Origin of the sequence: Pseudomonas sp. TH10 (assembly GCF_016651255.1) — a bacterium.
In the GTDB taxonomy this organism is placed as follows: Bacteria; Pseudomonadota; Gammaproteobacteria; order Pseudomonadales; family Pseudomonadaceae; genus Aquipseudomonas.
The window spans coordinates 1-20,581 of the sequence record NZ_JAEKEG010000046.1 but is presented as its reverse complement, the minus strand read 5'-3'; the positions used below and the strand labels follow the sequence as shown (position 1 = coordinate 20,581).

Here is a 20,581-nt window from a genome sequence, read left to right as displayed (position 1 = left end):
GGTCAGCCCTGCACCGAGTGCCCCCAGTTCGGGTTGATGTCGATCATGTCGACTTCGATGCCGATACGCCGCAAGGTGATGGCGGCGGACATTCCGGCGGTACCGGCGCCGACAATCAGCGCTTTTTGTACGGTTTGAGTCATTGCGGGATTCCTTGTTTTTGTTCTTGTTCGGCCAGGCGACCCGGTCAGGCGGCCTTGAGGAAATTCATCACCAGTTGGCAGAACGCAGCGGCGTGCTCGATCTGCGTCCAGTGGCCACAACGCCCGAAGATATGCAGTTGGCTGTCGTCGATCCATTGCTGCAGGGTCAGCGAGGTGGACAGCGGGATCACCTTGTCGTCGCGGCCATGAACCAACAGCGTCTGGTGAGCGATACCGCGAATTTCCGCCTCGCCATGGGCCATCGCCTCGACCCAGCGCTGGCGCGGCGCGGGGAACATTGCCGAATAGGCTTCCTGTACGCCGGGCCGCTTGCTCGCCTCATAACGCATGCGCACCAGGTCGTCACCGACCAGCTTCTGGTCGTAGGCAAAGATGCGCATGATCGAGCGCATATTTTCTTGCGACGGCTCGTAGCCCCACACCGCATCCAGGCCGGGTGTGAGTTCGAAAGGCACGCCTACGCTGCCCATCAGGATCAGCTTGTTGACTCGCTCCGGATAATGGATGGCCAGGGCCAACGCCATGGAGCCGCCAAACGAGTTGCCGATCACATTGACCTTCTGCACATCCAGCGCATCAAGGAAATCGACCAGTTGATCCAGCCAGAGCTGGCGTGAATAGACGATGTCCGCCGGTGTCTGGGAGAAGCCGAAGCCCGCCAGGTCGGGCGCCAACAAACGGAAGTCGCCCTTGAGGCTCTGGATGCTCAGGCGCCAGTTGGCCCAGGCACTGACACCAGGGCCGGAGCCATGCAGCAGCAACACAGGTTCGCCGCTGCCGATATCGTGGTAGTTGGTCACGATTGAACCGGTCTGGATGGCCTGGCCGATCTCAGGATTAAGTGAGTTATTCATGGTTGTCTCTCCGTGTTCAAACGTCGGCACGCCGCCAGACCAGGCGTGCACTGCGGGCTTGAGGGGTGCCTTCTTCCAGGCGTGCACTCAAGGTCAGAGTACCGTTGGCGTTGACTTCAAAGCGGCGTTTCTGCGCGCCACCCACCCAATTGGGAAACAGGCTGATATCGACGTAATGGGTGATCACGTCATCGTTGACCTCGTAGCGACCGCCATAGGCCAGCATGCTGGAATAGGCCGTCGCCTTTTCGCTGTCGCTGGCATTCCATTGGCCACCGCTTTCGAAACTGGCCCGCTCGGTTCTGGCGATCATGCAAGCCATGTGACCGCCTTTGGGTGTACTGAATGAATCCCTGCAGAGACTCACCCATCGGCAGCTCGACGCGGCCATCATCGAAGCGCTGCTCCCAGGACAGGATTTCCCAGCGGCCAACCGGGTTTAGGGAAGTTATCGACATGGCGGTTTCATCCCCGGACAGATGCGATTGGAGGAAGGCAGCGACGACCCGGTTATGTTCGGCAGCGCTCTCGAACTGCGCCCAGTGCCCGGTGTCGCTTGCGCAATGGAAGGTGCCGTTCTGCACCTGTCGTGCGATGTGTTCACCCAGGGCCGGTGGTGTGCGATTACGGTCGCCCCAGTAAACCAGCGTGGGCTGGCGGATCTGCCGGGCCAGCGCATCGGTCACCAGGTGCTGGCGAATGGTCGGTCCCGCCAGGTACTCGGCAATGAACTGCATTTGCACGGCAGCCAGTTCAGGCTGGCGGTACAGCGCTTGACGGACCATGACGGCTTCATCGGTCAGTCGATGCGGGTGGGCCAGAATGCGTGCCATGCGGGTATGCACATTGTCGAAGCTCGGGTCGCGCAACACTTCGAGTGAACTTGGCAGGTTGCTGGCCCAGTCCGGCTCGACATAACCCTCAATCGCGCCCGCATCAGGCGTGTAGCCCATGGTCGTGGTCAGCACCAGCGCATTGACACGCTCGGGATGACGCCGGGCCAGTTGCATGGCCACCCAACCACCCAGCGATTGGCCTTCGATGAAGGCACTGTCCAGGTCGAGCTGGTTCATCACATCCAGAACCTGGTCCACCAGAGCAGGGATGATCTGCGGGTCGTAGCCTTCGGTTTGTGATTTGCCATGCCAGAGGAAATCCATGGCAATGACATGGAAGTCTTTGGCCAGTTCGGCAATGTTCAGCGCATAGTTTTCCGCATGGCCACCGGTGCCGTGCAGCAGGATCAACGCGGGGCCGGACCCGGCCTCGATAATGCGGGTACGGTATTTTCCCTGGATCTGCCGCACTTGAGTGTGCAACAGCTCAATCCAGTAAGGGGCTTGTAGGCGGTTCGATTCGGACACGTCTGGTGCTCCCCGAAGTCAGGTGAAGAGGCGCCCTCCACGCTCGCCGTAGCGAGTGTGCGAGAGGACAGCCGATGAGGAAACCGAAGGGGTTAGAGCTTCTGTTCCTTGCTTGCGGAAATCGGCCCCTTGAGCGTGCCGTCGGATTTCTCAGGCCGAAGGTCCATTCCGAAAAGATGTGGGCGATGGCCGCGAAGTCCTGGGCTTCCCATTCGTCCGTGACGATGTCCTCGTCCGCGGCATATTCCCAGGAACCGCCGAACGGCGTCTGGAAGTACCAGAAGCACGCAGAGGAAATGGTGTGGCGACCCGGGCCGGCGAAGGTCTTCCAGCCCAATGAATCGAGATGCTGGCCACCGCCGATCACTTCGTGAATGTCGCGCACTTTGAAAGCCAGATGATTGAAGCGGGTTCCCGGTACGCGCGCGTTCATGAAGAACACGTGATGATGGTTGCCCGCGGGCGAGCAACGCATGAACAATCCACGATTGGCATAACGGTCGGAAACGAGGAAACCCAATCGCTCGATGTAGAAGCGCGCAGCTTCGGCGGCATCGTCCACACCGATGGCGATATGACTGATTTCCCGTGGCATGGCCACCTTGTACGCCGGCGCACGACGATTGATGCGCTGTGGCTGGCCCGGCGCATTATAACGAGTCGCTTCGAAGTGCAGTGGCTTGCGCTGGGCGATGCGGAAGGCCAGGTTGATGCCCAGGTCATCGACACTGTGCAGCGTACCGTCGGCATCAAACTCGGCACGCCGGTCACGTCCCAGGTCCTGGGCCAGCGCCGCGAGGGTAGCCTGGTCCTCGACACCCCAGACAATCTCGCACAGGCCACTGCCCCCGCCGATTGGAGTGCGGTCGATACGTGCAGGATCAGCGGCGACGACCTGAACTTCGGAGCCATCGACCGCGCGAAACAGCTTCACCTCGGGATCGGCGCAAGGCACGTAGGAAAGCCCCAATCGGAGGCGAAGCGGCAAGCATCGGCCAGCTCCTCGACCGCGAACCTCACACACTCGACACCGGTGAAACGAAATGGATTGCCCTTCGTCATGATTGCCTTCTCTGTTGTTCGTTCGAACGCTTTTACATTCGTTGAATTCCATCTTAAGGAGTGCTCCACCAGGGAGCCAGAGAGCTTCGGACAAGGCAGATATGCAAGAAATGCAAGGCTTGGAGCGGCATCAAAAAAGCCGAGACCCGCGCCTCGATGCCGGTCAGTCAGCACCCACACTGGATGCAGTGAACTGATCGGCATCGAGGCGCGAGCCTCAGCTTTCAGGTGCGCTGACGGCTCTCGTCAGGAAGGGTTGTTCGCCGGTTTTCGCGGACCGTTGAAGGGTGCCCAATTCTCTTCGAGCATCTCCATCAGATAGGCCTGGGCGTTATCGGCATGCAGCGGTACCTCGCGCGGTACCCAGTGGTCGTCATGCTTGTCCATGTCGGCGTCATACTCGAAGCGGCAACCCAGCGGGCCGTCGAAATACCAGAACCAGTTCGAACCGAAGTTGTGCCGGCCCGGGCCCCAGAAACTCGGATAGCCCAGGTCACGGAAGCGGTTGCCGGCCTGCATCACTTCGCTTGGCCCGCCGAGATGGAATGCCATGTGTTCAATGCCCTTGAGTTGCGGCGGGGTCTGGATGAGGAACATGGTGTGATGTTCCTGGGTGGCCTTGGAGCGCATGAAAGGGCCGCCACCGAGGCGGTCATTGACGCGAAATTGCAGGCGGTTGACGTAGAACGCCTCGGCCTTGGCCACGTCCGGTACGAACATCGCGAAATGCCCCAGGCTACGCAACTGCGGCACAACATCCTGATCGTCGACACCGATGCAATTTACCGGACGCTGTAACGGCGCGCCCGGCGCATTGATCTTTTCGGCTGGCAGGCTGATTTCGCGACGGCGGGTCAGTTGGAACACCAGCGGCACATCCAGATCGTCGAGCGCCTCGATGGCACCGTCAGCCAGACGCTTGACCTCCCGGTCCTTGCCCAGCTCGGCGGCGATCTGCTCGATGCTTTCCAGGTCGGCGACGCCATAGACAATCTTGCGCGCCTTGTTGGTCGGACTAAGGGGAGCGGGCAACCCTGGATCATTCGCCTGGCAGATGATCACGCCCGTGCCGTCGAGGGTTTCGAACAGCAGGCCTTCGCGAACCTTCCCGACAGGCTTAAGACCGAAGTCCGTCATGTACTTGGCGGCGACCTCTATATCGTCGACACCGAAGACCACTGCATCTGGACCGATAATATTCATGAATCGTTACTCCGTTTTCGCGCAGCGCGCTTCATGGGGCGGCGGTAACGCACACCCCGGCCAGATCAGGTCAGGAGGTAATGCTGACGTTTTCACCACGACGCAACGCGGCCATACGATCGTTCAACTCACCATCAACGTAATACAGTTCGGTGTAGAAACCGATCAGTTCGCGAGTGTCCCAGTAACTCCAGCGGCAGTTACCGAACGGACCTTCGAAGAAGCCCGCCATGGCTTTCTCCAGGCCTTGTTGCTGGTAATGTCGCTCGGCCTGGGCATATTCCTCGGCGCTGCTCTGACGAAAGCCGATGTGATGCGGACCGTAGCCCCGGCTGTCGATCCAGTCTTTGTACAGGCTGTTGCCACCGTCGTGACGGGCCAGTTCGATCAGGGTGTCACCGGCGAAACCGTAGGCGCAGCTAAACTGGAAATCACCGGGCTGACCACGGTATTCCTTCTGGGTCTGCTCCTTGGCCAAGTCATGGGCGACGTTCCACACTTCAACGCCATTGGTCTTGCTCCACATGGCCATGGCGGCCTCAAGATCCGGGACAACGAAGCAGATCTGGTCGAATTTTCGACCGATCAGATTCTTGGCAATATCACTCATGGCTTGCTCCCCTGTTCACTCTTGAAGTACACGAAGGCTGATGGCTGCAGCCGGGCAGTCACGTACCAGTTGTTCAAATTCGTCCTTGCGCGAGATATCCACGAAGCGCTGTTTCAGGTGAGCGATGTTCGCCACCGAATCCAGCTCGAAGACATCGTCCGCCCCCAGGCACAGTCCATAGCCCTGGCACTTCAGGGCATCGAGGATCACTTCAACTTTTTCGCTCGCCATTTCACGGCTCTCTTGTTCTTGTTGTTACAGGAATACGCCGAGGTTAGGCGTCTGCAGCACCGCGTGGGTGATCAAGGCCTTGCGCTTGAGCAGCTTGAAGCCGTCCTCCGTGACGCGCAGCAAGTCATGGCGACGGACCGGTATCACATCACCGAGATCATCGTGGCCCCGCTGGCGATAAAGGATCATTGCGCTGACCACCGAGATCACATCCTCGCTTTCAGTGGCATCCACCATCACGCTACCCACCACACGCAACGTGCGGGATGGCGGAACTTCGGCCCACGCGTGATCGCTTTCCAGGCGCGCGATGCGGGTCTGGATATGCGCCTTGCAATCCTTGATGCGAAACGCGCCTGGGGAAACTCGTCGGCATAGTTGCGCATGGCGATACGAATCGGTACGTCATAGTCGATTTCATCGTCGAGCAACTCGAACCAGTCGCGGAAACGCCGTTCATCGAGGATCAACGCTTCCCGGGCAAGAAAGTCAGCAGCGTGCTCGCGCAATTCGTGGATTTTTTCATTACTCGCAGCCTCCTTGATCGTCGCACTGATCGGCGTGTTTGCTCGCACTTTTGCCTTCGGTCATTTCTTTCACCCAACGGCGCCAGAAACGTTCCTGGCTGTACTCGCCGTAGATCGAGGGGTGGAACTCACCCGGCCCCTTCCAGTCCAGATCAGGACCGCCACGCTTTTGCTGGTAATGCAGACGCATACCTTTCGAAAGCGCCCAAGGGCTGGATGCGACTTTGGCGATGCCTTCCCAAACGGCGGTGTCGTCTTGCTCGAAAATACCGCCGGAGCCGAAGCCAAACTGGCCCGCCATGTACGCTTTGTCGTGGAACTCTTCAGGCAGGAAGGCGTATTCCAACTCGTAGTTCCACAGTTCCATCACGCCCGGCGCCACCGGCTGCCACATGCGAATGCTGGTGAACGGAATCGGCATGGCGCCCGGTACGTCAGGTTGAGGGAATCGCAGGAAGCTGAAGTTGGGGAAGATCGTGCCGATGGTGGGCGGCACTTTCTTGAGCATCTCTAGTTGCACCTCATCGAGCTGGGTCAGGTCAAACTGATCGCGGTACTCCGGCGGATACCCCCAGAAGTCAAACATCGGTGCGATCAGCTCCGGCAATGCGTGACCGATGAAGCTGTTGCCGTTACCGAAGTCATAGCCGCTGGCCAGGCTGCTAACCTGATTGACGCCCGGGATGAACTGCGACAACGACGCCGACAGGTGTGCGGTACTGACGTGATAAGCGTCGCCGCTGAAGTTTTCCGCACCACTCTTCCAGTCTGCCTTGACCACGAAGCGCTCCGGCTCCTTGAGCACTTTCATGCCATCAGGGTGCAAACCGAACAGCGCGTCGAACATCCACGCCGCGCCCCCAAGGTATTCGCGCAATGGCGGCACGTCTTCGCTCAGCGAAGCGAACACGAAGCCATGGATCGCCTCGACCTTGGCCGCCCGCAACAGGCCCCATTCCTTCTTGTCCAGCGGGCCGCCGTAGGCATCCTTGAGATGTGGCGCGCCAGCCCAATCGCCGTTGTTGCGATAGACCCAACCGTGGTACGGGCACTTGAAGTGACGGGTATTACCCTTGTCCTGATGGCACAGTTCGGAACCCCGATGCCGACAGTGGTTGAGCAGCACGTTGACCTCGCCATCGTCGTCACGGGTGACGATCACCTTGTCGATGCCGATGCGGCGCAGCACGTAATCGCCCTTCTCGGGAATCTCTGAGGTATGGGCCACGAAGATCCAGTTACGGGTGAAGATGCGCTCCATCTCCGCACGGAACACTGCGTCGTCGCGGAAAACCTCGACGGGCAGCAAACCTTCGTCCATACCCTGCGAGACGCGCTCGCAAAGGTCGTCCAGGTACTGGTCGGGATTGCCCGGATAGATAAGGTCATAATTGATCATTGGGGTTGCTCTCCTCACTACTTGTTCTTGTTTGTTTTGAGCTGTTGATCCGTCCGGTCAGGGACTGGTCTGCTCCATTACCGGCAGATCCATGGTGCTCGGCAGAGGTTGCCGCTCGGTGACCGGGTCTCGCTTGGGCTTTAACAGAAAGACCGACAGCGCAGGTACCAGTACCAGAGCGCCCAGCATGTTCCAAAGGAACATGAACGCGAGCAGCGCTCCCATGTCAGCCTGAAACTTGATAGGGCTTGCCAGCCAGGTGGCAACGCCGATGGACAAGGTGATGCCGGTGAGCATGACCACCTTGCCGGTAAAAATCAGCGAGCGGTAGTAAGCCATCGATAGCGGTTGCCCGGCCTTGAGTTGCACCAGCATGACCGACAGGATGTAGAGCGCGTAGTCGACACCGATGCCGACGCCCAAGGCGATGACTGGCAATGTTGCCACCTTCACCCCCATGCCCAAGACGACCATCAGCGCTTCCGCGAGGAGCGAGGTCAACATCAACGGCAATACCGCGACGATCACTGCACGCCAGGAACGAAAGGTGATCAGTGCCAGGAGCGCGACAATGGCATACACCAGCAGATTCATTTGACGCCAGGCGTCGGTGACAACCATGTTGGTCGCCGCTTCGATGCCGGCGGTACCCGCCGCCAACAGAAACTGCACCTCGTCGGTATTGTTCGCTGCTGCAAATTGCTCCACGTGCCTGACCACCCGCGACAGGGTCGCAGCCTTATGGTCCGCCAGGTAAACGTAGAGCGTCAGTAGCGAACAGCTGTCGTCATAGAGACCACGCGGGGCGCTGGCGGTAATGGTATTGAGCATGTCCTGATTCGGCACGAAGTCGTACCACTTCGGATTGCCCTCGTTCAGGGCGGCACTCATGCGCCGGCTCAGCAGGGCCAGGGTATCGGTGCTTTCCACCCCTTGCAGCTGGCGCAGCTGCCACTCCAGCGCGTCAACCTTGTTCAGGGTCGGTAACGCAGAACACAAACCGGCCGGGGTCTTCACCATGATCGCCAACACATCGCTGGAGGCCCCGTAGTTGCCGTTCATAAACGCCATGTCACGGTTGTAGCGACTGTCCTGGCGCAATTCCGGCGCGCCCGGGTCCAGGTCGCCAATCTGCAAGTGCCTGGCAACGCCCCACCCGCCCAAGGCCAACAGGAGGCTGACAGCGATCGCCGCGATCGCCCAACGACGCTGAGTAAAACGGTCGAGCAAACGCCACACCAAATGCCTGGCCGCCCCGCTCTGCTCAGCATGTTCGGCACGCAGGCTGCGCTGTGCGGCACGTGGCGAGACACCGACGAAGCTGAGCATCACCGGCAGCAGAATCAAATTGGTGAAAATCAGGATACCGACGCCGATTGAAGCCGCCAGGGCCAGCTCGCGAATCACCTCGATGTCGATCACCAACAGCACACCGAAGCCAACCGCGTCGATCACCAATGCCGCCAGGCCGGCGCCAAACAGCCGCCGAAATGTCAGTCGCGCTGCCGTGAGCTTACTGGCGCCACGTCCGACGTCCTGCAGGATACCATTCATCTTCTGCGAGCCATGACTCATGCCGATGGCGAACACCAAAAATGGCACCAGGATCGAGTATGGGTCGAGGGCAAAGCCCAGGGTTGGCAGCACGCCAAGCTGCCATACGACGGCGATCAACGAGGCAACGACCACCGCAGCAGTGGATCGCCAGCAGCGAGTGAACCAGTAGAGCACCGCACTGCTCAGGGCCAAAGTGATGACGAAGAACACCAACACGCTGCGCACCCCATCGATCAGGTCACCCACCAGCTTAGCGAAACCGGTGATGTGCATCTCATAGCCGCGAGCCTCGTACTTGTGGCGCAACTGCTCCAGTGACGCGGCCAGCGCGGCATAGTCCAACGGGCGCCCTTCCGCATCTTGAGCCAGCAACGGCAGGAAGATCGCCGTTGAGCGGGAGTCGGTGGCCACCAGTCGACCGATTTCGCCGGAACGCGCCAGGTTGGCACCCAACTGTTGCAGGCTCGCCTTCGAACCGTCGTAACCGTCAGGAATGACCGGTCCACCTTCCAACCCGTCTTCGGTGACCCCTGCCCAGCGGGTCGACGGCGTCCACAGCGACTTCATCTGCATGCGATTGACGCCCGGCATCAGGAACAATTCGTCGTTCAACTCACGCAAGGCGTCCATGTATTGCGCGTCATAGATTGTGCCCTTGGGGTTGGCCAAAGCGATGCGCACGGCATTACCCAATCCCACGAGGTCTTTTTGGTGGGCGGTGAAGTTCTGGATATAGGGATGCCCCTTGCGGGATCATTTTCTCGAAGCTCGCCGAGAGTTCCAGGTGACGCAGCTGGCTGGCGAAAAATACGGTCAACAAAAGACACAACAACACAACAATCAAGCGATTGTTGAAGATTGCCCGCTCGACCAGAGAGCCGGATCGGGAGTCAAAGTCGGCCATCGGGACACGTCCTGGCAGAGAGATGTTCAAATTCATTTCAATTCCTCCGCGCGCGCGCCGAGGTGCAGCGTGGCCACCCCTCGGCTACTGAGCAATGCGATGTTTCCAGCGTTGACCGCTACGATGCCGTTTAGCGAAGGCAGAGCCTGCTGATTCAACTGAACGAGGCCGTCCTGCTGCAGGCCAAGCACATGGCCGGCCTGGGTCACGAGGTAGAGGGTGCCATCGGCGCCGAGGGAGGAACCGGTGAAGGAAGAAGCATCGGCGGCTGTAAGGCGTTGCCAGGTCGCACCACCGTCATGGCTGCGTAGCAGGCTGCCCTTGAGTCCGGCAACGACGATGTCCCGATCACCTGGCAGTTCAGCGGTGAACAAACTGCCTTTGTAGGGTGTTTCCAGTCGCTCGAACGTCGTCCCATTATCGACGGAACGCAGCACCAGTCCGCGCTCACCCGCCACCAGAAGATCATTGCCGCGCTGGCGAATCGCATACAGGTGAAGACCGTCCGGGTTGTTCATGCGTCCCATCCAGGAACTCCAGGTTTTCCCCAGGTCCGGTGATGCGAAGATCATTCCGTACGCGCCAACCACCAGCAGGCGACCCGCCTGGTCGATGGCCACATCGAGAAACGGCTTGTCCGGACCCTCGTCTACCAACTGCTGCGCACTGTCGATCAGCGCCGGGTTGTCGCCTGCCTTCGCCGCCTGCAGCGCCAGTTGCGCGGCACGATGCCCTCCAGACGCAGCAGCCAGTGCTCGCCACCATCACTGCTGGTCAACACCACACCACCATGACCGACAGCAACCCCCTGCTGGCCGGCGAAGCGAACGGCGGTCAGGGTAACGCTGACCGGAACGGCGCCTTGGCGCCAATGTGCGCCGCCATCGTCGGACAGCAACACCATGCCACGCTCGCCCACGACGACCAGTCGGTTGCTGTCGGTGACAGCAGCACCGAGCAGGACTGCCTGATTGGCTTGGTTGGAGATCAACGCATCGCGCTGGGCAGGCGCGCCGACTTCGGGGACGGTTGCCGAAGCGTTGGCGCAGATGGTGATTGCACTCAGCATCGCCCCAAGCACGCTACTTCGCACCTTGTTGGATTTGCGACTCATGGGCATTGCCTCTTTTTGTTGTTGTCGTGACAGCCACACTGTCCGGCTGTTGGGAATCGAGTGTATGGACCGCGCCTGACAGCAGCTACGCAGCGGCTTCTAATTCAGATATCTACAAAATGCAGATCATCGCGGGCCGGGGCGCCGTGGACAGGAAAAGTCCTTTGGTGTGGCGCTCTTCTGCCCCACGGCCTGGCATGCGGTATTGCCGAAGGATTTGAAAATCGAAGGGAGGTATCAATTTTTTGCGGAAGAGCTGCTGATCGCTTTCATCAACACAACCGCCATTGCAGAAACCACCAAAACAACGCCAACCAGAAAGAACAAACTTGTGGGTTTCCAACCTTGATCAAGCAGCATCCCCGCCACGATTGGTGAGGACATGCTGCCCAAGCGACCGATGCCTATAGCCAGGCCGACGCCCGTCGCTCGATGACTTGATTCATAAATCATCGGAGCGATGGTATGCAGCCCTGCCGTTGCACCGACGCCAAATATCCCGACGACAAGTCCCAGCATCAACGCCAGGTCCAAATTACCTAACGAAAAACCGAAAACAACCACAAGCACCGCGGTGCTGAGCAGAAAGAAAACCTGCAAGGTTTTGATGTTGTAGCGTGTGCCTAAAAACCCGAACACGATGGTTCCGAACATCGCCCCAAAATTAATGACTACACCGGCACTGATGCCTTGCTCATTGGACAAACCCGAATTCGTCAGTACTTTAGGGGTCCAGGTCAATATGTAATAAAAGCCGAACATCAGACAGTACAATGCTATCCATAACAAAACGGTCGCCATTCCCGCCTCACCCTTGAACAGCTCTGCATAAGCTCCTTTTATTTTTTTTGACGCGGGATGTTCCGTTGCTATTGACGACAGTTCCGGCAATTGCAATTTCACTCGAATACTTTGTATTTTCCGCAGGCAGTTTCTCGGCTTGCGATTAATCAGAAAATACAAAGACTCCGACAGCGCAGCGACTGCGACCAGCAGCGACATCAACGACATGAGCCCGCCGATCAGAAATACGACCCGCCAGCCAAAGCGCTTTTCCACATACATGGCCAACACGCCACCAAACGTAGCGCCTATCGCATATCCGGTGGACAGCAAGCAGATCGTGAGACTTCGCCACTTGATAGACGAGTACTCACTGGTCAGGACATTACAGTTTGTGAGTATCCCGCCAATACAAATGCCGGTCAGAAAACGAAGACAACCCAGTTGGAGCGCATTGGCGGCATAGGCGCTGAAAATCATGCAAAGACTGGCAATCGCCAACGAAACCAGAATCACCGTTCGCCGGCCCAATCTGTCACCAAATGGGGCCACGAAAAAGAACCAACGGCGGTACCACCGAGGCCGCAACTGATCAGCATGCCAATTTGCGAACCACTCAAACTCCAACTTTCAGAAATCGAATGCGCGGTGAATGCCATCACCAAAATATCAAAACCGTCGACGATATAAAGCAACCCACAAACAGCAATGATGACCCATTGGTAGCGGGTCATATTCGTTTCATCCATATAAGATTTGAGTGAACCCAAATCTTTCAACGGCCCAACATCTTTCTCGGAGTTCTTTTCCAGTGTGTTATCCAGCACGTCATGTACGGCACTCATACGATTATCCTTATTATGTTTATGACGGTGCACAACCTGTGGAAGCGATCGATATCCGGCATACCGCGTCGCGCCCAAACAAACTGTGCACCGCATAACCTCAGGCAAACCGATCAGCGCACGCTGCTACCAGCCAGGCCGTCCGGTGAGAACACCTTGTCGTTGTCGATTTCCTTGAGCACGTAGTGTTTAGGCTTGCTGTTGTTGAGTTGGGCGACGAACGCGGTTCCCGTTTGCAGATCGTTGTAGCCAAAAGAAGAAATCGCCGATCCCGGGAGTTCCGGTACTACCACGACCTGTGACCACAACGTCCGCCACAACTGGCCATTAGCGTCCCATCGATCAGCGAGCACGCAGATCCAGGTGTCCTCATCACAGTAATATCGGCTCTTGGCGGCCTGATGGCGCTGACCGCTGCGCACGTTCGCTTCAACAACCCACACGCGATGCTTCTCCCAGCGCACATGGTCCGGATTGAGGAAGTTGCCTTTGAGCATGTCCTCATCCTTCGTTGGCTGCAGTGTGCGGTTGGCGTTATAGGGAATAAACAACTCCTTCTTGCCGATCATCTTCCAGTCAAAGCGATCCATGCGCCCGGTCCAGGTATACATCTCATCAAAGGTCATCACGCCAGCGGCGGCTGGCGTCGGCGTGTCGCAGCAACCGTTAGGCAGTTTGCGCACGCGTCGCTGGCCTTTGAGATAGACCCAAGTCTGCAATTTGTCTGGATTAAGGTACTCGTGCGCCAGCAGTGCCTCGCCGGCCCGCAGTGGGGGCCCGACGTTGCGGATTGCTACTTGCCAGAATGGCTTGCCTTCGCTCTGGAACTGCTCGAGGCTGCTGTTCTTGTCGTAGTACGGCAGCTGCTCGTTGATCTCGGCATCGGTCACCAATACGGCACGACCATCGGCGAGGACCTGATACCAGTTGTTGAAATGCTGGAATCGGGCACCGCGCCAGCGCAGCACGTGGTTCCACATCACTTCTTCGGCGCTTTGCGGGATCGGATAGGGAATACCGCCGTAGACGCCTTGGGGAACGCCTTTTTCAAGCGTGCCGCGGGTCGCGTTGGCGAAGGTATTGTCATACACCCATTGTGGCGCCGCCGAAGTGCGGCGGGTCGGATAGACATCCAGGCGATAGTCCGGGTACTTCTTGATCATTGCCTGCACCCCGTCGCTGAGGTTGCCTGCATACTGCGCCATGTTTTGTGCGTTGATCGAAAACTGCGGCTTTTCATCCTTGAACGGATCACCGCGCCGCCCTCCCGGTACATCGCCCGGGGTTGGCTTGGTCAGTCCACCGGTCCATGCGGGAATCGAGCCGTCGGCATTTCCCCCTTTTCGGCACCGGTGGGTGTCAGATCTCCTTTCAAGCGCTGGGCCTGATCGGCCTGAACCGCCGCATGCAGGGGTAAGGCGATGGCGCAGGCCAACAGCGCCAGCCCTTGTCCCAAGGCAATAACCTTGTTCATGATGGTCTCCTCGTTCTTGTTTTAAACAGACTGATCAAAAGCTGCGGCGGACTGTGAAAGCGATGAAATCGCGGTCGGCACGGGCCTGCTTGTAGCTGTAGGAATTGGTGTCATCCAGGAAGGTGCCGGAGGGTCCGAAGAAACGCGTGTAGGCCAGGTTCAGGTTCCAGGCATTCATGTACAGGCCACTGATGCCGACGGTGAGATCACCACCGTTTTCAGGCGGTACTGCTGCCGGGCCGAGCGGGTTGCGCGAGCCCTTAGGGGTGAAACCGACGCCTATTGGCACACCGATGTCCCAACCAAGCACTGCCTGGCGGTACATAGGTTTGAACACCGCTCGCATCGCCCACGCATCGCGGGTGATATTAGGGTCCAGGGCTGCCACCCCAGAGACGCTGTCGTCGCAGTTCTGCTTGCACTTGAGCAGGCGCGTCCATGCCACCTCGGCCGCCAGGTTCGCCTCATTCCACAGTGCCGTACGTGGCACCGTCCAGATGGTCGAGAGATTGATGTGGGCGGTATCGCCCACCGCGTAGGCAGGATGATCATTATTATTTGGTACTGGCCCACCTAACGCCGACGTATCGACGGCATGTGTGGTCGCCAACGACTGGCCCTTGCGGACAGAAGCTTCCAGCGCCAGGTTCAGGTCTCCAAAGCTGCGGCTGGCACTGAATCCATAAAGCTGGGTGTCTTCTTGGTAAGCCAGGTAATAACTGGTTGGCAGAACCGGGCCGAAGGGACCAAACGGTTGTCCAAGACTGGTCACCTGCTGAAAATCCTTGTCATGGAACTGCAGGGCATAGAACCCCAGATCGAACTCACCAACCTGCCAACGTACCTGCAAACCAAACTGACCGGAGTCCTTGGCATCGTGGTCTGACTGCCTGAAGGCCGACAGCCCGGTGGTCGGGTCGAGTACCAGCCGCTCTGCACCGGAACCGACGATATCGGACACCGAAAAGTAGCTCCCCGACGCCGGGATTCGGTTGTGCACATAACGGAATTGATAATAGGCACCGACCGATAGAGAGTCGCTCAATTGCCACTGAGCCGAGACTTGCGGCACCGGCAATACGAACTCCTTGGCCTCCGCTGTCGGGTCATCGAGCAAGCGGGTGGTATCGAACGGGCTCTGTGCGCCAGCCACGGCATTGTTGGCAAAGAACAGACTTTCGCCCCAGACCAGCGAGTGCTGGCCAAGGCGCCCGGTCAGCTCCGTTTCACCCAATTGCAAACGCCCGAAGACAAAGGCATCGCGCAGTTCGACATCACGGCCTTGTTGGTCGCGAGTGGAATGGGTGAACTCATCCGGCCCCGTGGATACCTGGTTTGGAAAGGCACCACCACTGATGCCGGGGTTATCGTTGTGACGGTTGTAGACCGTGTCGTACCAACCATTGGCACTGACCCTCGCACCGAAACCAGCTGAATGGACGACATCCAGCTCGCTGAACAATTCGCCGCGATTGGAAACCAGTCCGGTACTGAAATTGCGGTCGCCGTCATCAAGGTTCGGATTGGACAACAACTCGCCATCACGCTTGTCCACCCGGAACATGGCGGAGTAACGCAGTGAGTTATTCCAGTCGACCTTCAGGCCGTCATCCGATTCCCAACTGACCGTCGCCCAACTCTTGGAGGGAGACAAGGCACCCGCGGCAAGGACGATTCCAAAGACGACTGGCAAACGAGCACACTTCTTCTGACGATATGTCATGGCACTACCTGCTTTTATGATTGTTCTGGGAGCCACGTTGCGGTGAATCGACCCGCCGCATCGTCATGCCGCGGGTCAGGGTTACCTGGTATCAGGTGGGACTTACACCGTCCCAGCACAGGTATTTGATCTCGAGGAATTCATCGATACCGTAATGCGAGCCCTCACGGCCGAGGCCGCTTTGCTTGATCCCGCCGAACGGCGCGACCTCGCTGGAAATCAGCCCGGTGTTGATGCCGACCATTCCCGTTTCCAATGCTTCGGCAGTACGCCAGATGCGCGCGGCGTCGCGACTGAACAGGTAGGCAGCCAGGCCGAAGTCGGTGTCGTTGGCCATGGCGATAGCTTGGGCATCGGTGCCGAAACGCAGCAGCGGCATGACCGGACCGAAGGTCTCATCGCGGGCGATGGTCATTTCCAGCGTCACATCGGCGACCACTGTCGGCTCGAAGAAAGCACCGCCCAGTGAGTGTCGCTGACCACCTGCAAGCACGCGGGCACCGCCGGCCACGGCGTTGCGCAGTTGTTCCTCAACCTTGTTCACCGCAGCGGCATCAATCATCGGACCGATCTGCACCCCGGGTTCAAGCCCATTACCCACCTTCATTTCGAGGGTGCGAAGAGCCAGGCGCTCAGCAAGTTCGTTGTATATACCATCCTGGATAAATACCCGGTTGGCAGCGATACAGGACTGTCCGGTATTGCGGAATTTGGCATGGAGAATGCCCTCTACCGCGAGATCCAGATCGGCGTCATCGAACACAATCAGCGGTGCATTCCCGCCCAGTTCCATCGAGCACTTCTTGATAGTCTCGGCGGACTGCGCGAGCAACACACGACCGACTTCGGTGGAGCCGGTGAAGGTAATCTTGCGCACCAACCGGTGACCGGTCAGCACATTGCCCGTCGCTCGCGTTGCATTCCCGGTCAGCACGCTGAATACCCCGGCCGGTACACCGGCACGGCGTGCCAATTCGGCCAGCGCCAGGGCCGTCAGTGGTGTCTGGCTCGCTGGTTTGACTACCATGGAGCAACCGGCCGCCAGTGCCGGGCCAGCCTTGCGGGTGATCATCGCCGCAGGGAAGTTCCAGGGGGTGATCGCCGCGCAGACACCGATTGGCTGCTTGAGGGCGATGATGCGCTGGGTTTCTTTCGGTGCCGGAATCACATCACCGCGAATGCGTTTGCCTCTTCGGCGAACCACTGCAGGAAGGATGCGGCGTAGTCGATTTCACCACGCGCCTCCGCCAGTGGTTTGCCTTCTTCCAGAGTAATCAGTGTGGCCAGGTCTTCCTTGTTTTCGACCACCAGCCGGTACCACTGATTAATGATCTCGGCACGCTGTTTGGCGGGGACTTTGCTCCAGCGCGTGAATGCCTCGTGAGCAGACTCGACCGCGAACTCGGCTTGCGCCTCCTTGCACACCGGCAATTCGACCAGAACCTCACCGTTCGCCGGGTTGCGAACGGCGTAAGTCCCGTGAGGGGTCTGCTTAACCCACTCTCCGTTGATGAAGGCGCCTTGGCGCCACAATGAAGGGTCGTTCAACAATTTCATGCTCATCGACGGCGCCTCAGCAAGGGAATCGGCCGATCAGAAACTGGCTGTCGTCATCCGAGGTGCACTCGAGTTTCGACGCCACCAGCCCCTGACGCAGGACCTTCATCAGGCGATCCGGAATACGGCCACCTGGAGCACGCAACGGACCGCCGTTGAAACCGGCCAGCCAGTCCATGTATTTCCAGTGCGCACGGTTGATGTAGTTGGAACCCGGCATGTAGGCGCCAGTCGCAGCGCCCACGGCGCCTCGTGCCGGCTGAGCCTGCCAGTGCAGCTGCATGGCTTCTTCCCACTTGCCATTACGGGCCAGATCGAACGTCTTGGGAAAATGGTCGCCCATCCATTGGGTATAACTGGTGCCGGAGAACTGCAAGTCCATGAACTTCATCAGCGGGATCACATCGCTCTCGATCGGGCAACTGATCAGCACTTCATCACCAAAGCGGTGATAGGTTTCGATCAACCCGGCCACATGCGGGAAACCCTGCTCGGCCTTGATCGCAACGATGTTCGGGCAATCGTCGATCAGGCGACGAATCAACTCGGGAGACATGCCCTGCGGATGTACCCGCTCAAAGCCCCATAACGGAATCGGGAACAGCATGACCGCGAGGTTGGTGGCGTCGCAGACACTCTTGGTGTAGTCGTAGATTTCCTGTTCGCTGGTTGGCCAGAAGTTCGATGGGTAGGACAACAGCACGATGTCCGCACCCGCCTTCTCAGCCAGCTTCAGCGCTTCGATATTCTCGGCCAGCGTGCCGAAGCCGGCGTGAAAAAACAGCCCGAGCTTATCGCCAGCAGTCTCCTTGGCCCACGAGGTGAACTGTGCGTTCTCCTGCGGGGTAATCGCGACTTCGGTACACAGCAAGGTGTAGGTAAAACCCAGGTCCACAAGTTTCTCGATGTCGTGACGAATACCCTGCTCGTTCAGGCGCTTGAGGTCAGCGCTGTAACTGGGGATGGTCACCCCGGAGCAACCCACCAGCATTTCGTTTGCCCAGGCACGGGCGTCATTGCGTTTGTAGTTAGCCATTATCGTTGTTCTCCTTGAATGGGTTCTTCAGCGGTCAATCGTCACGACGCCCGCAGGGATAAGTTGGAAGCGATTGCTGGACAGCGCCTCGCGCAGCAGCATCTCGGCGGTCACTACGTCTTGCAGGGCAGTGCCGACCGATTTGTAGATGACGATGTCATTGGCTGAGCGGCGCGCGGGAACCTGGCCGGATACCACCTCGGCGAGACTCACGGTCTTGCCCGCAACGTCCACGCCGTCACGGGTGGCAACCAGGGCATCGCCGGTCTCGTGCAGCACTTCTTCAGGCATGTCGGCAATGATCAGGTCGGCGCGGGCCATGGCGGCCGAGTCGACTTCGCGTTGTTCTGGCAACGTGGAGCCTACCGACAGCACCACCATGCCTGGTTGCAGCCATTCGCCCAGCAGCACCGGCGACTCGTCACGACTGCGCGCTGCACACACCACCACATCGACACCGTCGATTGCCGCCTGGGCGTTGTCGACGGTCTCAAGCAGCAGGCCATGGGTCTCTTGAAAGGAGGCGGCAAACTTTGTGCGGCTAGCAGGAGTCGGGCTGAACACGCGTGCCAAGGACACTTCGCGCACCGACAACAACGCCGTCAGCATGCTCTTGGCCACTGAGCCGGAACCGATTACGCCTACCCGCAGGGCGCCTTTGGGGATCACTGCATTGGCCGCCACCACGGCAGTTGCCGCAGTGCGCAAATCGGTGATGCGGTTGCCGTCGACCAGCGCGGCCAGCTCCATAGTCCGCTGATCGAAGAGGGAAATGAGGTAGCTGGCTCGACGAATTTTTGGTGAGGCGGCAATCAGTTTGCAGCCCATGTATTCGCCCGACGGCGAAACTGCACAGAGGCTGCGCAACCAGAAACCCTCACCCCGTGCCATGATGCGCGGTGGCACCATAGCCGGCTTGATGGGCATGGCGTAGGCCTCAGCAAGCGCGGCGATAACCTTTGGCCACTTGGCCAATTCAGCGATGTCCGCGTCCCTGATAAAGGGTGTAGAGACCTCAAATTTTTCGATATTTATAGAATCTGCAACGTCCATGGAAACCTCCGGATCTTGTTGAACCGGAGTTTATGAAGTGCATTTGGGGCGAGCTACGCACGCTGGCCTAATACAGATATCTATAAAACAAGACGCTTGCACAGGCTTCTGAAAATACGGCGCCCCCGCAGCAGCAGGGTGTTCGAAAAGCCTCGATGCATTCAAAATGGATAACTGCTTTATGCAAATCGAGATGGATTCTCGTGCCTGATCAGGGTTCGTCAGATGCCTATAATGACGCGTCAAATTCAGTCCGAAGCCGGCCCCCATGATCGACAGCGACGCAGTACCCTCACCACGCCGCAAGCGCCAGAGCTTTGCCAAAACACTGGTAGCAGAATTGACCCGTCAAATTACCGAAGGGGTAATCAAGTGTGGCGAGAAGCTGCCGACCGAGACGCAAATAATGGGTGCATACAACGTGAGCCGAACGGTGGTGAGGGAAGCCCTGTCCAGGCTACAGGCATCCGGCCTGGTGGAAACACGCCAGGGCGTGGGCACTTTCGTGCTGGATCACCGCAACACTCATGGCTTGCGCATTGATCCTGCCACCATCATTACATTGCGAGACGTGATTGACGTTCTTGAATTTCGAACCAGCCTGGAAGTGGAGGCCGCAGGGCTCGCCGCCAGCCGTCGCAATGGCGAGGACTTGGTGTCGATGCGCGAGGCGTTGGACGCTTTTAATCAAGCAGTTGTCAAAAGCAACGTAGTGGCGTCGGACTTCCGGTTTCATTACCAGATCGCACTTGCAACCGGAAATCGCTACTACACCGACATTCTGTCTCAATTCGGACCGGGCATGCTGCCAAGAACCCGTGTTGACTCAGCAAAGCTGGTTCACAGCGATCCAGAGCAATACCAAGCTCGACTGATTGGTGAGCATGAAGGGATTTACGAAGCCATCGCACGGCAGGATGCTGATTCCGCGCGAGCCGCGATGAGGTTGCATCTGACCAATAGCCGCGAACGGTTGCGTAAGGCGCATGATCAGGCAGAGCAATTTCCAGTTAAACCGTAGCGACAGGTCTCACAGAGTATTGAGAAAATCACTCAGTACTCATTGCCGGCCCAGATCCGTCTCTTACCTTGGATCGCAAACTCGCTTTATACGCAAGACG

The 20,581-nt window shown here is 58.5% G+C and carries 20 protein-coding genes and 3 pseudogenes; 1 reads left to right on the top strand and 22 read right to left on the bottom strand.

Going from position 1 to position 20,581, the window contains the following annotated elements; genetic code table 11:
* Positions 1-2: 2 nt before the first annotated feature.
* From JFT80_RS23925 to JFT80_RS07045, 22 genes and pseudogenes are all read right to left on the bottom strand, one after another.
* On the bottom strand, positions 3-143 hold the full coding sequence (locus tag JFT80_RS23925) for an FAD-dependent oxidoreductase (RefSeq protein WP_242482827.1): 141 nt from the start codon (positions 141-143) through the stop codon (positions 3-5).
* A gap of 44 nt (positions 144-187) precedes the next feature.
* Positions 188-1,018 carry an alpha/beta fold hydrolase gene (locus tag JFT80_RS07130; RefSeq protein WP_201147391.1) on the bottom strand — a complete coding sequence of 277 codons (831 nt, stop codon included), beginning with the start codon at positions 1,016-1,018 and terminating at the stop codon, positions 188-190.
* 16 nt (positions 1,019-1,034) lie between these two features.
* Positions 1,035-1,331 carry a lipocalin-like domain-containing protein gene (locus JFT80_RS24760; protein ID WP_274610163.1) on the bottom strand — a complete coding sequence of 99 codons (297 nt, stop codon included), beginning with the start codon at positions 1,329-1,331 and terminating at the stop codon, positions 1,035-1,037.
* Between the two features lie 262 nt (positions 1,332-1,593).
* Positions 1,594-2,325: pseudogene (locus JFT80_RS07125) on the bottom strand (alpha/beta fold hydrolase); the annotation flags it as partial.
* A 16-nt stretch (positions 2,326-2,341) separates the two neighbouring features.
* Complete coding sequence (locus JFT80_RS07120) at positions 2,342-3,370, bottom strand: VOC family protein (protein WP_242482826.1); 1,029 nt, start codon at positions 3,368-3,370, stop codon at positions 2,342-2,344.
* 320 nt (positions 3,371-3,690) lie between these two features.
* Positions 3,691-4,647 carry a VOC family protein gene (locus tag JFT80_RS07115; protein WP_201147390.1) on the bottom strand — a complete coding sequence of 319 codons (957 nt, stop codon included), beginning with the start codon at positions 4,645-4,647 and terminating at the stop codon, positions 3,691-3,693.
* A gap of 70 nt (positions 4,648-4,717) precedes the next feature.
* A complete protein-coding gene (locus tag JFT80_RS07110) occupies positions 4,718-5,257 on the bottom strand; it encodes a VOC family protein (protein WP_201147389.1) in 540 nt (179 codons plus the stop codon).
* Positions 5,258-5,272: 15 nt separating this feature from the next.
* Entirely contained in the window at positions 5,273-5,488 is a 216-nt protein-coding gene (locus tag JFT80_RS07105) for a ferredoxin (RefSeq protein ID WP_201147388.1), read from the bottom strand.
* A 24-nt stretch (positions 5,489-5,512) separates the two neighbouring features.
* Complete coding sequence (locus JFT80_RS07100) at positions 5,513-5,791, bottom strand: aromatic-ring-hydroxylating dioxygenase subunit beta (RefSeq protein ID WP_274610165.1); 279 nt, start codon at positions 5,789-5,791, stop codon at positions 5,513-5,515.
* Complete coding sequence (locus JFT80_RS25075; RefSeq protein ID WP_307833053.1) at positions 5,725-6,063, bottom strand: aromatic-ring-hydroxylating dioxygenase subunit beta; 339 nt, start codon at positions 6,061-6,063, stop codon at positions 5,725-5,727. The genes JFT80_RS07100 and JFT80_RS25075 overlap by 67 nt, the downstream gene beginning before the upstream one ends.
* Positions 6,014-7,414, bottom strand: coding sequence for a Rieske 2Fe-2S domain-containing protein (locus tag JFT80_RS07095; protein WP_201147387.1), 1,401 nt, complete (start codon positions 7,412-7,414; stop codon positions 6,014-6,016). Before JFT80_RS07095 ends, JFT80_RS25075 begins: the two co-directional genes overlap by 50 nt.
* A 57-nt stretch (positions 7,415-7,471) precedes the next feature.
* Positions 7,472-9,911: pseudogene (locus JFT80_RS07090) on the bottom strand (RND family transporter).
* Positions 9,908-10,531, bottom strand: coding sequence for a YCF48-related protein (locus tag JFT80_RS07085; RefSeq protein ID WP_201147386.1), 624 nt, complete (start codon positions 10,529-10,531; stop codon positions 9,908-9,910). Before JFT80_RS07085 ends, JFT80_RS07090 begins: the two are co-directional and overlap by 4 nt.
* A gap of 17 nt (positions 10,532-10,548) precedes the next feature.
* Positions 10,549-10,989 (bottom strand): YCF48-related protein, encoded by a 441-nt coding sequence (locus JFT80_RS07080; RefSeq protein WP_201147385.1) that lies wholly within the window; start codon positions 10,987-10,989, stop codon positions 10,549-10,551.
* Positions 10,990-11,226: 237 nt separating this feature from the next.
* Positions 11,227-12,273 (bottom strand): MFS transporter, encoded by a 1,047-nt coding sequence (locus JFT80_RS07075; RefSeq protein WP_242482825.1) that lies wholly within the window; start codon positions 12,271-12,273, stop codon positions 11,227-11,229.
* Positions 12,274-12,284: 11 nt separating this feature from the next.
* Positions 12,285-12,617, bottom strand: a complete 333-nt coding sequence (locus JFT80_RS07070; protein ID WP_201147383.1) for a hypothetical protein — start codon at positions 12,615-12,617, stop codon at positions 12,285-12,287.
* Between the two features lie 113 nt (positions 12,618-12,730).
* On the bottom strand, positions 12,731-13,822 hold the full coding sequence (locus JFT80_RS07065; protein ID WP_242482824.1) for a DUF1329 domain-containing protein: 1,092 nt from the start codon (positions 13,820-13,822) through the stop codon (positions 12,731-12,733).
* 89 nt (positions 13,823-13,911) lie between these two features.
* Positions 13,912-14,091 carry a hypothetical protein gene (locus JFT80_RS23920; protein WP_242482823.1) on the bottom strand — a complete coding sequence of 60 codons (180 nt, stop codon included), beginning with the start codon at positions 14,089-14,091 and terminating at the stop codon, positions 13,912-13,914.
* Between the two features lie 34 nt (positions 14,092-14,125).
* Entirely contained in the window at positions 14,126-15,814 is a 1,689-nt protein-coding gene (locus JFT80_RS07060; RefSeq protein ID WP_201147382.1) for a DUF1302 family protein, read from the bottom strand.
* A 91-nt stretch (positions 15,815-15,905) separates the two neighbouring features.
* Positions 15,906-17,377 (bottom strand): annotated as a pseudogene (locus JFT80_RS07055) (NAD-dependent succinate-semialdehyde dehydrogenase).
* Between the two features lie 10 nt (positions 17,378-17,387).
* Positions 17,388-18,407, bottom strand: a complete 1,020-nt coding sequence (locus JFT80_RS07050) for a dihydrodipicolinate synthase family protein (protein ID WP_201147381.1) — start codon at positions 18,405-18,407, stop codon at positions 17,388-17,390.
* A 27-nt stretch (positions 18,408-18,434) separates the two neighbouring features.
* Positions 18,435-19,460: an ornithine cyclodeaminase family protein gene (locus JFT80_RS07045; RefSeq protein WP_201147380.1), complete on the bottom strand. Its 1,026-nt coding sequence runs from the start codon at positions 19,458-19,460 to the stop codon at positions 18,435-18,437.
* A 268-nt stretch (positions 19,461-19,728) separates the two neighbouring features.
* On the opposite strand from JFT80_RS07045, the gene JFT80_RS07040 reads away from it, so the two are divergent.
* Positions 19,729-20,481 (top strand): FadR/GntR family transcriptional regulator, encoded by a 753-nt coding sequence (locus JFT80_RS07040; RefSeq protein WP_201147379.1) that lies wholly within the window; start codon positions 19,729-19,731, stop codon positions 20,479-20,481.
* Positions 20,482-20,581 lie beyond the last annotated feature (100 nt).